The organism is Streptomyces sp. NPDC047042 (assembly GCF_040644035.1).
Lineage (GTDB): Bacteria > Actinomycetota > Actinomycetes > Streptomycetales > Streptomycetaceae > Streptomyces.
The window spans coordinates 122,183-134,893 of the sequence record NZ_JBEYVP010000016.1; the positions used below are offsets into that span (position 1 = coordinate 122,183).

A 12,711-nucleotide genomic window follows, 5' to 3' on the forward strand; every position below is an offset into this window, starting at 1 on the left:
TACCGGATGGAGAACACAGACGACGACCCCACAACGGGAAGGTCACACCTGGGCGGCCCGACTCATCACCACACATGCCCACATACACGGGCATGATCGATCAAATCGAGAGCGCTCGACTCGAGCCGGAAGCGAGCAGGCGCCCGGCCGGGCAGCGCGCCGACACCCGGCCCGCGTGCCGTCGCAGACGAAGCCCCCATACGGCCGTTCGCGCGGGATGCAACAGCCGTTCACCTGGCGAGATGCACCGAAGATCTTCCGGCCGGAACGAATGATTCCCGCAGAAGATCCGGGAAGGTCCGGCCTGATGTACCGACCTGACACATGACGGGGGTCACCCGTTATCCGATTTTGACATAGTCGGTCGTCTGAATGACCAAGTCCGAATGGCAAGATGCCGTAATCACACAAGGTCGCGACACTCAAAGATGCGTGCACCAGCCGACCCGCCGGTACCGTCCGCTCCGCGAGCGGGCCCCGGCCCAATGGCACACCATCCATCCGCCGGAGGAACCCACCATGACCGCAAGCTCCACCGTTCGTACGACCGCCGCGCACAACCGGCTAGCCGCGGTCGGTGCGATCGCGGTCGCAGGCGCCCTGCTGCTCACCGGCTGCGGTGACCAGACCAAGGACAAGGGCACCGGCTCGGAGAGCGCCTCGACGAGCTCCGCCCCGCTGGCCGACAAGCTGCCCCAGGCGATCCGCGACAAGGGCGTCATCACCGTCGGCTCCGACATCGCGTACGCGCCGGTCGAGTTCAAGGACAGCTCCGGCAAGACGGTCGGTATCGACCCCGACCTGGCCGACGCCATGGGCAAGCAGCTCGGTGTGAAGTTCCAGTTCGAGAACGGCACCTTCGACACCCTGATCACGGGTCTGCGCTCCAAGCGGTACGACATCGCCATGTCCGCGATGACCGACACCAAGGACCGCCAGGAGGGCACCGAGAACGGCAAGAAGGTCGGCGAGGGCGTCGACTTCGTCGACTACTTCACCGCCGGTGTCTCGATCTACACCAAGAAGGGCGACGACCAGGGCATCAAGTCCTGGTCGGACCTGTGCGGCAAGAAGATCGCGGTCCAGCGCGGCACGGTCTCCGAGGACCTCGCCAAGGCCGAGACGAAGAAGTGCACCGGTGGCAAGAAGATCGCCATCGAGTCGTACGACAACGACCAGCAGGCCCAGACCCGGGTGCGCGCGGGCGGCGCGAACGCCGGCTCCTCCGACTTCCCCGTCACGGCGTACGCGGTGAAGACCTCGGGCGGCGGCAACGACTTCCAGGTCGTCGGCGAGCAGGTCGAGGCGGCGCCGTACGGCATCGCCGTCGCCAAGTCGAACACGCAGCTGCGGGACGCCCTGAAGGCCGCGCTCGACGCGATCATCAAGAACGGCGAGTACGGCAAGGTCATCGCCAAGTGGGGCGTCGAGGACGGCGCCGTGACGTCGGCGACCGTCAACGGCGGCAAGTGACCCGAGGCTCATCGACGCTACGGGCACTGAAAGGCAACACCCGTGACTGTTGACACCGACAAGACGACAGGACCGGCGGACACACCCCCGGCCGGACCGGAGGCCATCAAGGCCATCCCGGTCCGGCACTACGGGCGGTATGTCTCGGCCGTCGTCGCGATCGCGCTCTTCGTCGCGATCGTCTACGCGTTCGCCCAGGGCAACATCAACTGGGGCGCCGTACCGGACTACTTCTTCGACGACCGCATCATGACGGGCGTCGGGAAGACGCTCCTGCTGACGGTTCTCTCGATGCTGATCGGCATCGTCGGCGGCATCCTGCTGGCCGTCATGCGCCTGTCGAAGAACCCGGTGACCTCGACCATCGCCTGGTTCTACATCTGGTTCTTCCGCGGCACCCCGGTCCTGGTCCAGCTCGTGGTCTGGTTCAACCTGGGTCTGGTCTTCACGTACATCAACCTCGGTCCGATCTACAAGGACTACTGGTCCAGCTTCATGACGCCGCTCCTGACGGCGCTCCTGGGCCTGGGCCTGAACGAGGCCGCCTACATGGCGGAGATCTGCCGCGCCGGCCTCCTGTCGGTCGACGAGGGCCAGACCGAGGCCTCGCACGCCCTGGGCATGAGCCACGCCAAGACCCTGCGCCGGATCGTGATCCCGCAGGCGATGCGCGTGATCGTGCCGCCCACGGGCAACGAGGTCATCAACATGCTGAAGACGACCTCGCTGGTGTCGGTGGTCCAGTTCGCCGAACTGTTCCGCTACGCCCAGGACATCGGACAGACGTCCGGCGCCCCGGTGGAGATGTACTTCCTCGCCGCGGCCTGGTACCTGATCCTGACCTCGATCCTGAGCGTCGGCCAGTACTACATCGAGCGGTACTACGCGCGTGGTTCCAGCCGTACGCTGCCGGACACGCCGCTGCAGAAGATCAAGGCCAGTTTGTTCTCCCTCTCCGGATACCGGCGGTGACCCCATGACCTCAGTGGAGAAGACCGACGGCACCAGCGTGAACGCCATGGTCAAGGCAGAAGGCGTCCACAAGTCCTTCGGCCCCGTCGAAGTCCTCAAGGGCATCGACCTGGAGGTCAAGTCGGGTGAGGTGTTCTGCCTCATCGGCCCCTCCGGCTCGGGCAAGTCGACGTTCCTCAGGTGCATCAACCACCTGGAGAAGGTCAACGCGGGGCGCCTGTACGTCGACGGGGAGCTGGTCGGCTACCGCCAGAAGGGCGACAAGCTGTACGAGCTGAAGGACAGCGAGGTCGCGCTGAAGCGGCGGGACATCGGCATGGTCTTCCAGCGCTTCAACCTGTTCCCGCACATGACGGCGCTGGAGAACGTCATGGAGGCGCCGGTCCAGGTCAAGGGCACCAGCAAGGCACAGGCCCGCGAACGCGCCGGCCAGCTCCTGGAGCGCGTGGGTCTGGCCGACAAGGCCGGCAACTACCCCTCGCAGCTCTCCGGCGGCCAGCAGCAGCGCGTCGCCATCGCCCGGGCCCTGGCCATGGACCCGAAGCTGATGCTGTTCGACGAGCCGACCTCGGCGCTGGACCCGGAGCTGGTCGGTGACGTCCTCGACGTCATGCGCGACCTGGCCGAGTCCGGTATGACGATGGTCGTCGTCACCCACGAGATGGGCTTCGCCCGTGAGGTGGGAGACAGCCTGGTCTTCATGGACGGAGGCGTGGTCGTCGAGTCCGGCAACCCGCGCGACGTCCTGACGAACCCGCAGCACGAGCGCACGCAGTCGTTCCTGTCGAAGGTGCTCTGACGAGGGCGGATACCCGGGAGGGGCGGTACGAGATCCTCGTACCGCCCCTCCCGCGTCGCCGGGCCTACTTGAGCGCGAGCAGCAGCGTGTCGGACGGCGAGCACCACACGGGACGCGCCTCCGCGAACCCCTTCTCGCGCAGCACGCGCGCGTGCCACTCGGCGGAGGGCATGTCGCCGTCGGCGTGCTCGCCGTAGATCTCGAAGCGGCGGGCGGTCGGGCCGGCGAGTACGGGGTCCTGGGCGGCGAGCCGCCACCATTCGGCCCAGTCGACGGCGCCTCCGACTTTGGCCTGATCCATACGTGCGTGGCGCAGTGCGCGCTCCGCCGCGTTGATCCGGGGCGTGCTGTCGTCGATCATGTGGTCCGCGTTCATGAACAGACCGCCGTCGCGGACGACCTCCGCGATCCGGCCGTAGAGGTCCGCGAGAGGTTGGCTGTGCAGCCAGTGCAGGGCGGTGGCGGTCAGGACGGCGTCGTACGAGTCGTACGGCAGCCCGCTCGTCCACCGCGGGTCCTTGAGGTCGGCCGTGACGAAGGTGACGCGGTCGTCGCCCGCGAAGGTGCCCTCGGCGATGGCGAGGAGCGCCGGGTCGAGGTCGACGCCGACGCTGGTGGCCTGCGGGAACCGGTCGAGCAGCCGGGCCGTGATACTTCCCGTGCCGCATGCCAGGTCGAGTACGCGCGGGGCGGGGCCCACGAGGGCCTCGACCATGTCGAGCATGATCCGGAACCGTTCCTCACGGTCCGGCATGTACCACTCCTGCTGCCGGTCCCAGCTCGCCTGCCAGGCATTCCAGTCGGTTTCGGCGTCACTACCGGTAGTGCCCGCGTTGCCGGTCGTGGTGGTCATTGAAGCCCTTCCCGTCGGCCGTTCCTCGCCTGCCGCGCCCGCCTTCCGAACGCACGCGTAATACCCTGGAAGCAATGTCAGCCGTTACTTCCTCGCATCCACGACCATAGAACGCCCTCGTAAGGACTACAAGTGGAACTGGCCTATTACTCGGACTACGCCGTGCGCCTCGTCAACACCGAGGAACCGGCCCGCGGAAAGGACTCGCTGACCTCGATCGAAGCCGTCCGCGATCTCTTCGGCGCCAACCAGCAGGCCGCGCGCCGCGCCACCGACGCCGACGTGACCCGGTTCCGCTCCGTACGGGCCAGGCTGCGCGCGGTCTTCGAGGCGGCGGACACCGGCGACGAGACGCTCTCGGTGGACCTGCTGAACTCACTCCTGCTGGAGTTCCCGGTGAGCCCGCAGATCTCGGGTCACGACTTCCGCAACGACGACGGCCGCCCGCTGTGGCACATGCACCTCGCCGACCACCCGTCGAACGCGACCGCGGGCTACGCGGCCATCGCCGCGATGGGCCTGGCCTTCCACCTCACGGAGTACGGCGTGGACCGCCTGGGCCTGTGCGAGGCGCCGCCCTGCCGCAACGCCTACCTCGACACCTCGACGAACCGCTCCCGCCGCTACTGCTCCGACCGCTGCGCGACCCGGGCCAACGTGGCCGCCTACCGCGCCCGCAAACGGCTGGAGGCCGACCGGTCCGAGAGGACGAGCCTGCCGGCCGACACCGCCCAGCGCAGCAGCGCCAGCGGCGAACGCTGACCGGGCTTGAGCGGCCGGTAGCGGAACCGGACCCGGCCCAGGATCAGCTCGTGCGGCACGGTCCCGTAGTCGGTGCTGTCGCCGCCGGCGAAGGAGTTGTCCCCGAGCACCCACCAGCCGCCCTCACGGCGCTCAGCGGCCCGCTTGACGACCAGCAGGTCCTGCTGGAACGGATGACGCAGGACCACGATGTCGCCGACCCTGACCCGGTTCCCGTACCGCACCACGAGAAAATCGCCGTGATACAGCGTGGGCACCATCGACGGCCCGGTCACGGCGAACCATCCGAAGAGCTTCGCGATCCCGCCGCGTTCGCTCTCGTGTTCGCTTCCGTGCTCGCTCTCCTGCGACAGCTCCGGCATCCCGGCACCTCCCCGGTTCCATCCTCCACCAGTCCCAGTCTGACCCCCTACTTTTGTCCTAAGCCCATGGGGGCACTCGCGAAAAGGCTTCTCCCAGGGAGTAATGTCCAACCTGAGAAGACGATCACGAGGAAGGAACGCTCCATGCTTTCCCGCCTGTTTGCCCCCAAGGTCAAGGTCAGCGCACACTGCGACCTGCCCTGCGGTGTGTACGACCCGGCCCAGGCCCGCATCGAGGCGGAGTCGGTGAAGGCCGTGCAGGACAAGATGGCCGCCAACGACGACCCGCACTTCCAGGCGCGTGCCACCGTCATCAAGGAGCAGCGCGCAGAACTCGCCAAGCACCACGTCTCGGTCCTGTGGAGCGACTACTTCAAGCCGCCGCACTTCGAGAAGTACCCGGAGCTGCACCAGCTGGTCAACGACGCCCTGAAGGCCCTCTCGGCCGCCAAGGCGTCCACCGACCCGGCGACGGGCCAGAAGGCACTGGACTACATCGCCCAGATCGACAAGATCTTCTGGGAGACGAAGAAGGCCTGATGCGAGGCCTCGACGAAGAGGGCCGGTCGACAACCCGACCGGCCCTTTTCGCTGCCCTCCCTCAACGGCTCAACGGCCGCACACGAGGATCCCCGCCCGGCAGCCGACCTCGAACGACCCCTGGCGGGTGATCCGGTCGGTGACGATGGTGCGGGCCCGTTCCACGACCGCGGTGAACGGGGCCTCGTACAGGTCCGCCCAGGCGCGGTACGACGTCAGGTACGCGACCACCGGCTCGGGATCGCGGACCGTGACGGTGCTGGGGAGTTCGATGGTGCGCACCCTGCCGAACTCCGCCCCCAGGAAGGCCCGCGCCTTCTCCAGGGAGAAGCGGGCGCCGATCGAGAACCGGGCCGGTTCCCTGCCGGTGCCGAGCACGTCGGTCGCGGCCCGCTGCCACAGGTCGTGGAGTTCGGCCTTGTCGTCGTCGCTGTTGGTGGAGGCGATCAGCACGCCGTCACGGGCGACGACCCGCGCCAACTCCCGTACCGCCTGCGGAATGTCGGGTACGTGGTACAGCATGTGCATCGCCAGGGCCGCGTCGACGCTCCCCGAGGCCAGCGGCAGTCGCGTGACGTCCGCCACGGCGACGGGGCCGGGGACGGTGGCGAGGATGCCGGGGGCGAGGTCCAGGCCGAGCGTGGCGAGGTCGGGGCGGGATTCGCGCAGCCGCTCGACGTATCTGCCGTTGCCGCAGCCGACGTCGACCACACGCGCGCCGGCCCGCACACCGCCCAACTGTTCGACCACGATGCCCGGGAGATCGTGCCTGGGCGTCTGCCACGGGTAGAGCGACTGCCGGGCGGCGAGGTCCCGGTCGCTGCTGTAAGCGCCTTCGGCGAGGCGGGTCCGGTCGGTGGCGGTGGATCGGTCGGTCACGTCAGTGGCTCCCGGGGGTGTGTCGGGCGGCGTTCACACGCCGTCGTCATCCTCCCCCGCCTCCAGCAGGGTGGCCGCCGCGCCCACGATGCGCGGGTCCGGGCTGCCGACGACCTCCTCGTCCTTGCCCGTGTAGTCGAAGCGGGCCAGCACGCTGCGCATCGCCTCCACCCGCGCCCGCTTCTTGTCGTTGCTCTTCACCACCGTCCAGGGCGCCTGTTCGGTGTCCGTCGCGCGGAACATGGCGACCTTGGCCGCCGTGTAGTCGTCCCAGCGGTCCAGGGAGGCGAGGTCCATGGGGCTCAGCTTCCACTGTCTTACGGGGTCGACCTGGCGGATCGTGAAACGGGTGCGCTGTTCGCTCTGGGAGACCGAGAACCAGAACTTGATCAGGTCGACGCCGTCATCGACGAGCATGCGTTCGAACAGCGGGGCCTGGCGGGTGAAGCGACGGTACTCGTCGTCCGTGCAGAAGCCCATGACGCGTTCCACACCGGCCCGGTTGTACCAGGAGCGGTCGAAGAGGACGATCTCGCCGTCGGTCGGGAGGTGTTCGACGTACCGCTGGAAGTACCACTGGCCGCGTTCGCGCTCGGTGGGCTTCTCCAGGGCCACCACGCGGGCGCCGCGCGGGTTGAGGTGCTCCGTGAAGCGCTTGATCGTGCCGCCTTTCCCGGCCGCGTCCCGGCCCTCGAAGACGACGACCAGCCGGCGGCCGGTCTGCTTGATCCAGCTCTGCAGCTTCAGCAGTTCGATCTGCTGGAGCCGCTTGTGCCATTCGTACTCGCGGCGCTCCATGCGCTCGGGGTACGGGTAGTTCTCCCGCCAGGTCTCGACCGGACTTCCGTCCGGCCGGATCAGGACGGGCTCGTCGTGGTCGCTGTAGTCGACCTTCAGTCCGGACATCAGGGGTGTCATACCGTAGGCCTCCTTTGGTGGAACTGCGGGACGATCAGGTGGATGCCGTACGCGACCACCGCCGCGCACGCCACGAAACACAGTCCGGCCTGGGCGAATCCGAGCGTTCTGGTGTCCTCGCCATTCTCGCGCGCCCCCTCCGCCCGGGCGACTCCGAGCACCCCCAGGGCGAAGACGACGACCACGGCGACGGTGACCCCGAGGCTCACCGCGGCGACCTCGGCCAGTGCGGTCCAGTCCAGCTTCATCAGTGTTCTCCCCCGCTCACGCGGCCGTGCCGACGCTCGTCGGCGCCGTCGACTTGATGCTGACCTCGTGGGTGTCGTTGACGTTGTGCGCGCCCACCGGGTTGCGGCGCGCGGCCAGGACGATGCCCGCCGCGACCGCGACGGCGACCAGCGCGACGACCACGGTGCCGAAGTTTCCGCCGTACCTGACCGCGCCCGCCGAGACCCCGCCGACCAGCGCGGCGGCGGGCAGGGTGATCAGCCACGCCATGACCATGCGGCCCGCGACCCCCCAGTGCACCTCCGCCGGCCGCCTGCCCGGGCCCGCGCCCAGGATGCTGCCCGAGGCGACCTGCGTGGTGGACAGGGCGAAGCCGAGGTGGGCGGAGGTGAGGATGACGGCCGTGGACGCCGTCTCGGCGGCGAAGCCCTGCGGCGACTGGATCTCGGCGAGGCCCCTGCCCATGGTCCGGATGATCCGCCGGCCGCCCAGATAGGTGCCGAGGCCGATGGCCAGCCCCGCCGAGGCGATCACCCACGCCGGCGGTCCGGCGTCGTGGCCGAGCGCACCCGCGGAGATCAGGGTCAGCGTGATGATGCCCATGGTCTTCTGCGCGTCGTTCGTGCCGTGCGCGAGGGAGACCAGGGAGGCGGAGGCGATCTGACCGGCCCGGAATCCCTTGGTCACCGAGTCCCTGCGGGCGCGCGCCGTGATTTTGTAGGCGAGGTACGTGGCGATCAGGGCCGCGATTCCGGCCACCAGCGGCGAGGCCGGCGCCGGGATCAGCACCTTCTCCACGACCTTGGTGAAGTGCACACCGTCGGCGCCGGCACTCACCCACACCGCGCCGATCAGCCCGGCGAAGATCATCCCCGGGGTGACGAGCGTGTCGTCGACGATGCCTCCGGAGATCGTCTTCGCGACCTCGGTGGACAGGAACGCGCCGACGATATTCAGGACGCCACCGATCAGGACCGCGGTTCTCGGTTTCAGGGCGCCGGTGGCGATGGACGTGGCCATCGCGTTGGCCGTGTCGTGGAAGCCGTTGGTGAAGTCGAAGGCCAGGGTCACGATGACGACCGCCACCAGGAAGGTGATGTGGTCCATGCGCCCGATGGAAGCAAGCGCAGGCGTATTCGCGACGAACTGCGGGCAAAGCCTGTTCCCGGAAAAAGGCAGGTGACGTGGACAACAGCCCCTTTTACGATCACCCCATGAGCACCGCTCCTGCCACCGGCAACAGCACTGGCACTGGCACTGGCACTGGCACTGGTATCCGCTGGACCTACGCCTTCGTCGACCGGCCCGCCGGGCTCCTGGGCACCGCCCAGGCCTTCTGGACGGCCGTCACGGACACCCGCCTGTCCGAAATCCGGGGTGAGCAGGGCGAGTTCGTGACCCTGTTGCCGGGCGAGGGCGACGCCTGCGTCAAGGTCCAGGGGGTGGACTCCGGGGACGGGGGTGCCCATCTCGACTTCGCCGTCGAGGACGTAGACGCCTTCGTCGGCTCGGCGTCGGCGCTCGGGGCGACGGTCGCCGCCGCGCACGCCGGGTGGGCCGTGCTGCGGTCCCCCGCCGGGCAGCTGTTCTGCGCCGTGCCCTGGAACGGGGAGACGGTACGGCCCGCGGTGGTGAACGGCAGCCGCCTCGACCAGGTGTCCATCGACATCCCGCCGGCCGCGTACGCCACGGAGATCGCCTTCTGGGAGCGTCTCACCGGCTGGGACTCACTGACCGGCTCACTCCCCGAGTTCCACGTCCTCAGGCCTCCGGCCGGCCTCCCGGTCCGCATCCTGCTCCAGCGCCTCGGCACCGAGCGGCCCGCCGCCTCCGCCCACCTCGACCTGGCCTGCGCCGACATCGGGGCGACCGCCGCCCGCCACGAGCGCCTGGGTGCGGCGGTCGTCGCCCACGGCCCCCACTGGACGGTCATGCGCGACCCGGCGGGCGGTACGTACTGCCTCACCGGCCGCGACCCCGAAACGGGCGGCCTGCCGAAGCCGACACGGACGACGGCGGACGACATCGCCTAGCGAGGGTGGCGTACGCACACCACGATCACCCTGGACGTCTCCTCCGGTGTCGGAGTGGCCCCCGGTGTCGCCGGGCACATGCTTGCGGCGGCCTCCTTGTCCTGCCGCAGCAGCGGGGCCGGATCGCTGTCGCCCGTCCGATACCAGGCGGGCCTCTCCGGCGGCTCCGCCGAGGCCTGCAGCCACACCGTGAGCCCGCCCCCGGCGGCCACCGCGACCACCCACACGAGCACGGCCCACCGCCACGCCCTTCGGCTCACTCCCACGCCTCGACGCCGACCACGGCGGCCACCGGAATCGGCCCGTACACGTGCGGGAACTCCTCGCCGCCCGGCTTCGGCGCCTCGTACTTCAGGGGTACGTCGAGGAGGGCGGGGTCCACGACCAGCACCACCAGCTCGTCGGGGCCGGCGTAGGAGCCGTACAGGAAGGCCGCCACCGCGGGGAGTTGGGCGCGGGTCGAGCAGTGGATGAACCCCTCCTCCTGGAGGGTGCGGCCACGCGTCGACATCTCGTACGCGCCTCGCTCGCGGGCGGCGTCCCAGAGGGCGCGTTCGGTGATGTGGAGGATGTGCGGGAGTTCGGACATGCGCCCAACCTAAAGGGTGGCAGCGACCCGCGGGGTGGCCGCCCTCAAGGTTTCCGCGCTCATGGTTTGCGCGCGGTGCGCCCGCCCTTAGTCCTCGGGCCCGCCGCCGCCGCTGCCGCCTCGGCCTCGGCCGCCGGGTCGACGTACACCTCGCACTCGGTGTTCCGGCACGGCCCGGGGACCCACTTCGGCACCCATGCACCGAGCGTCTTGTACCGGCGGATCACCGTGGTCACATGCTGTCCGCAGACGGGACAGTCGTGCTCTTCTCTGTCCATGCCCTCAGGGTATTGCCGGAATACCCGAATCGCTCCCCGCCGGTCGGCGCATTCCGCGTCTTCAGCGCCCCTGCTGCGGTTCGCGCCACATGGGCCACATCCGGGGGCCGTCCGGGAGGTCCAGGGGGCGGTCGAGGAGGTCGAAGCCGAGCCGTTCGTACAGCTTGCGGCTGCGGGCGTTGCTCGCCTCCAGGTAGGCGGCCACTCCCTCCCGGTCGCAGCGGTCCAGGACCTGGCGCACGAGGGCCGTGCCCAGTCCCCTCCCCTGGGCGTCCGGTGCCACGGCGATCAGCCACAGATACTCGTGGGCGCGCCCGGCGGGATGGATACCCGCCGTGAGCCGTCCGATCAGCTCCACGCGCTCGTTGTCGGGTTCGACGGCCTCGCGCAACTGGGCGGCGCCGTCGTCCTGTTCCGCGTCCTCGGGGTGGGCGTCGGCGGGGACGGACAGCCACAGTGCGCACGCCAGGCCGTCCTCGGTGAGGTCGACCCGGCCCTCGGCGAGCACGATGTCGAGGAAGGCGGCCATCAGCTTGGGGTGCGTCACCCGGCGCTGCGCCTGGTCCGGGAAGACCCAGCCGCTCACCGGATCGTCCTGGAACGCCCCGTCGAGCAGCTGGACGACCAGCTCCCGGTCGCCCTCGTCCGCCGTGCGTATCGCCACGTCCATGCCCCGCCCCTTTTGTCTCAACCGCCGCTGATCATGCGGCGGTTGAGCCTAACGGGTGCGCGGTGCGGCAGGGCCCGCACACCGTGGGGATGTGCGGGACCCGCCACCCGGAGCGCCGTGGCGGGGCGTACGGAGTCAGGGCCGTACGCCCCGCCACGGGTGTCTCCGGGGGCCTCAGGTGCTGCGGCGGGTCACGAACTCGGCCAGGGACAGCAGGCCGCCCGCCGCCTCCGGGTCCGGGACCGCACGGGACAGTTCCTGTATGGCACGGGCCATCCGGTCGGCCGCCTGGAGCTGCGCCCAGTCCCGGCCGCCCGCCCGCTCGAGGGCGAGCACCGTCCGTTCCAGCGCCCCTTCCTGCCCCTCGTCGTACGGAACTCCGTACAACTCGGCCAGTTCGGTGGCCGCCGGTGTGCCGGAGGCCAGTGCGGCGACCACCGGCAGGGACTTCTTGCGGGCGAGCAGATCCGCCCCGGCCGGCTTGCCGGTACGGCTCGGGTCCCCCCATATCCCGATCACGTCGTCGATGAGCTGGAAGGCGAGCCCGGCCTCCCGGCCGAACGCGTCCATCGCCTCGACGTCCGCGGCCGATCCGCCCGCGTACAGCGCGCCGAGGGCGCAAGCGCAGCCGAGCAGCGCGCCCGTCTTGGCCTCGGCCATGAAGAGGCACTCGTCGAGGGTGACCTCGTCGGGGCTTCGTTTCTCCATGGCCGTGTCCGCGTGCTGCCCCTCGCACAGTTCGACGACACAGGACGCCAGCCGGGCGGCCGCGCCGGCCGCCGCCGGATGCGGGTCCTCGGCGAGCAGTCTCAGCGCCAGGGCCTGCAGGGCGTCCCCGGCGAGGATCGCGTCGGCGTCGCCGAACACGGTCCAGGCGGTGGGCCGGTGTCTGCGGGTGGTGTCCCGGTCCATGACGTCGTCGTGCAGCAAAGTGAAGTTGTGGACCAGTTCCACCGCGGCGGCCGCCCGTACGGCAGCCTCCGGCCGGCCGCCGAGAGCCACGGCCGCGGTCAGCACGAGGGCCGGGCGGATCGCCTTGCCCGCGTTGCCCGCCGCCGGGCTGCCGTCCGCGTGCTCCCACCCGAAGTGGTAGAGCGCGACACGGCGCATGGACCCGGGCAGCGACTCGATCGCCCCGCGCAACTCGGGATCGACCACGGTCCGGGTCCGCTCGAGGATGAGGGCGGCGTCCTGCCCGTCCGACCCGCCGGACACCACCCGCTCCTCCCCCTGCCCTCGTACCCGCACGGGGGCAGGGATCTGGCGCGCCTGCCCGGTGCCCACGTCCGGCCGCTCCCCTGCCACCGACTCCGGGGATCCTTCCGAAGGGCTCTGAGCGGGACTGCCCATGGGGT

The 12,711-nt window shown here is 69.8% G+C and carries 17 protein-coding genes; 6 read left to right on the plus strand and 11 right to left on the minus strand.

Annotated features, from left to right (window positions below; all coding sequences use genetic code 11):
• The first annotated feature begins 519 nt into the window (after positions 1-519).
• From ABZ855_RS20220 to ABZ855_RS20230, 3 genes are read left to right on the plus strand one after another with little or no spacing between them, the layout of a single operon-like run.
• A complete protein-coding gene (locus ABZ855_RS20220; protein ID WP_360808608.1) occupies positions 520-1,473 on the plus strand; it encodes an ABC transporter substrate-binding protein in 954 nt (317 codons plus the stop codon).
• A gap of 42 nt (positions 1,474-1,515) precedes the next feature.
• Complete coding sequence (locus ABZ855_RS20225) at positions 1,516-2,445, plus strand: amino acid ABC transporter permease (protein ID WP_360808610.1); 930 nt, start codon at positions 1,516-1,518, stop codon at positions 2,443-2,445.
• 37 nt (positions 2,446-2,482) lie between these two features.
• Positions 2,483-3,244, plus strand: a complete 762-nt coding sequence (locus ABZ855_RS20230) for an amino acid ABC transporter ATP-binding protein (protein WP_360808766.1) — start codon at positions 2,483-2,485, stop codon at positions 3,242-3,244.
• Positions 3,245-3,308: 64 nt separating this feature from the next.
• Here ABZ855_RS20230 and ABZ855_RS20235 read toward each other — a convergent pair whose 3' ends face one another.
• The gene (locus ABZ855_RS20235; protein ID WP_360808612.1) at positions 3,309-4,097 is read right to left on the minus strand and encodes a class I SAM-dependent methyltransferase; all 789 of its coding nucleotides are present in this window, start codon (positions 4,095-4,097) and stop codon (positions 3,309-3,311) included.
• Positions 4,098-4,229: 132 nt separating this feature from the next.
• Between ABZ855_RS20235 and ABZ855_RS20240 the strand changes: the two genes are divergently transcribed.
• Positions 4,230-4,859: a CGNR zinc finger domain-containing protein gene (locus ABZ855_RS20240; protein WP_360808614.1), complete on the plus strand. Its 630-nt coding sequence runs from the start codon at positions 4,230-4,232 to the stop codon at positions 4,857-4,859.
• Here the strand turns inward: ABZ855_RS20240 and sodX are convergent.
• Positions 4,763-5,221 carry a nickel-type superoxide dismutase maturation protease gene (gene sodX, locus ABZ855_RS20245; RefSeq protein WP_360808616.1) on the minus strand — a complete coding sequence of 153 codons (459 nt, stop codon included), beginning with the start codon at positions 5,219-5,221 and terminating at the stop codon, positions 4,763-4,765. The genes ABZ855_RS20240 and sodX overlap by 97 nt on opposite strands.
• Before the next feature lie 144 nt (positions 5,222-5,365).
• Here sodX and sodN point away from each other — a divergent pair, with 144 nt between their 5' ends.
• Positions 5,366-5,761 carry a superoxide dismutase, Ni gene (gene sodN / locus ABZ855_RS20250; protein ID WP_005480378.1) on the plus strand — a complete coding sequence of 132 codons (396 nt, stop codon included), beginning with the start codon at positions 5,366-5,368 and terminating at the stop codon, positions 5,759-5,761.
• 69 nt (positions 5,762-5,830) lie between these two features.
• Here sodN and ABZ855_RS20255 read toward each other — a convergent pair whose 3' ends face one another.
• The 4 genes from ABZ855_RS20255 to ABZ855_RS20270 are packed head-to-tail and all read right to left on the minus strand — an operon-like array spanning position 5,831 to position 8,893.
• Entirely contained in the window at positions 5,831-6,640 is an 810-nt protein-coding gene (locus ABZ855_RS20255; protein WP_360808618.1) for a class I SAM-dependent methyltransferase, read from the minus strand.
• A gap of 33 nt (positions 6,641-6,673) precedes the next feature.
• Positions 6,674-7,558 (minus strand): polyphosphate kinase 2, encoded by an 885-nt coding sequence (gene ppk2, locus ABZ855_RS20260; RefSeq protein WP_360808620.1) that lies wholly within the window; start codon positions 7,556-7,558, stop codon positions 6,674-6,676.
• A complete protein-coding gene (locus tag ABZ855_RS20265; RefSeq protein WP_360808622.1) occupies positions 7,555-7,806 on the minus strand; it encodes a hypothetical protein in 252 nt (83 codons plus the stop codon). Before ABZ855_RS20265 ends, ppk2 begins: the two co-directional genes overlap by 4 nt.
• Before the next feature lie 16 nt (positions 7,807-7,822).
• Positions 7,823-8,893, minus strand: coding sequence for an inorganic phosphate transporter (locus tag ABZ855_RS20270; RefSeq protein WP_360808624.1), 1,071 nt, complete (start codon positions 8,891-8,893; stop codon positions 7,823-7,825).
• A 107-nt stretch (positions 8,894-9,000) separates the two neighbouring features.
• Between ABZ855_RS20270 and ABZ855_RS20275 the strand changes: the two genes are divergently transcribed.
• Positions 9,001-9,819: a VOC family protein gene (locus tag ABZ855_RS20275; RefSeq protein WP_360808626.1), complete on the plus strand. Its 819-nt coding sequence runs from the start codon at positions 9,001-9,003 to the stop codon at positions 9,817-9,819.
• Here the strand turns inward: ABZ855_RS20275 and ABZ855_RS20280 are convergent.
• From ABZ855_RS20280 to ABZ855_RS20300, 5 genes are all read right to left on the minus strand, one after another.
• Complete coding sequence (locus ABZ855_RS20280) at positions 9,816-10,079, minus strand: hypothetical protein (RefSeq protein WP_360808628.1); 264 nt, start codon at positions 10,077-10,079, stop codon at positions 9,816-9,818. The two genes, ABZ855_RS20275 and ABZ855_RS20280, sit on opposite strands and share 4 nt — an antisense overlap.
• Entirely contained in the window at positions 10,076-10,408 is a 333-nt protein-coding gene (locus tag ABZ855_RS20285; protein WP_360808630.1) for a DUF952 domain-containing protein, read from the minus strand. Before ABZ855_RS20285 ends, ABZ855_RS20280 begins: the two co-directional genes overlap by 4 nt.
• Before the next feature lie 59 nt (positions 10,409-10,467).
• The gene (locus tag ABZ855_RS20290; RefSeq protein WP_360808632.1) at positions 10,468-10,686 is read right to left on the minus strand and encodes a hypothetical protein; all 219 of its coding nucleotides are present in this window, start codon (positions 10,684-10,686) and stop codon (positions 10,468-10,470) included.
• A 61-nt stretch (positions 10,687-10,747) separates the two neighbouring features.
• Positions 10,748-11,356 carry a GNAT family N-acetyltransferase gene (locus ABZ855_RS20295; RefSeq protein WP_360808634.1) on the minus strand — a complete coding sequence of 203 codons (609 nt, stop codon included), beginning with the start codon at positions 11,354-11,356 and terminating at the stop codon, positions 10,748-10,750.
• A 174-nt stretch (positions 11,357-11,530) separates the two neighbouring features.
• Entirely contained in the window at positions 11,531-12,661 is a 1,131-nt protein-coding gene (locus tag ABZ855_RS20300) for a family 2 encapsulin nanocompartment cargo protein polyprenyl transferase (protein ID WP_360808636.1), read from the minus strand.
• Positions 12,662-12,711: the final 50 nt, after the last annotated feature.

Excerpts from the sequence above, each read along its gene's own strand:
- sodN (WP_005480378.1), top strand. The coding sequence starts at position 5,366 with ATGCTTTCCCGCCTGTTTGCCCCCAAGGTCAAGGTCAGCGCACACTGC.
- ppk2 (WP_360808620.1), bottom strand. The coding sequence starts at position 7,558 with ATGACACCCCTGATGTCCGGACTGAAGGTCGACTACAGCGACCACGAC.
- ABZ855_RS20295 (WP_360808634.1), bottom strand. The coding sequence starts at position 11,356 with ATGGACGTGGCGATACGCACGGCGGACGAGGGCGACCGGGAGCTGGTC.
- ABZ855_RS20290 (WP_360808632.1), bottom strand. The coding sequence starts at position 10,686 with ATGGACAGAGAAGAGCACGACTGTCCCGTCTGCGGACAGCATGTGACC.
- ABZ855_RS20270 (WP_360808624.1), bottom strand. The coding sequence starts at position 8,893 with ATGGACCACATCACCTTCCTGGTGGCGGTCGTCATCGTGACCCTGGCC.
- ABZ855_RS20285 (WP_360808630.1), bottom strand. The coding sequence starts at position 10,408 with ATGTCCGAACTCCCGCACATCCTCCACATCACCGAACGCGCCCTCTGG.
- ABZ855_RS20265 (WP_360808622.1), bottom strand. The coding sequence starts at position 7,806 with ATGAAGCTGGACTGGACCGCACTGGCCGAGGTCGCCGCGGTGAGCCTC.
- ABZ855_RS20220 (WP_360808608.1), top strand. The coding sequence starts at position 520 with ATGACCGCAAGCTCCACCGTTCGTACGACCGCCGCGCACAACCGGCTA.
- sodX (WP_360808616.1), bottom strand. The coding sequence starts at position 5,221 with ATGCCGGAGCTGTCGCAGGAGAGCGAGCACGGAAGCGAACACGAGAGC.
- ABZ855_RS20275 (WP_360808626.1), top strand. The coding sequence starts at position 9,001 with ATGAGCACCGCTCCTGCCACCGGCAACAGCACTGGCACTGGCACTGGC.
- ABZ855_RS20235 (WP_360808612.1), bottom strand. The coding sequence starts at position 4,097 with ATGACCACCACGACCGGCAACGCGGGCACTACCGGTAGTGACGCCGAA.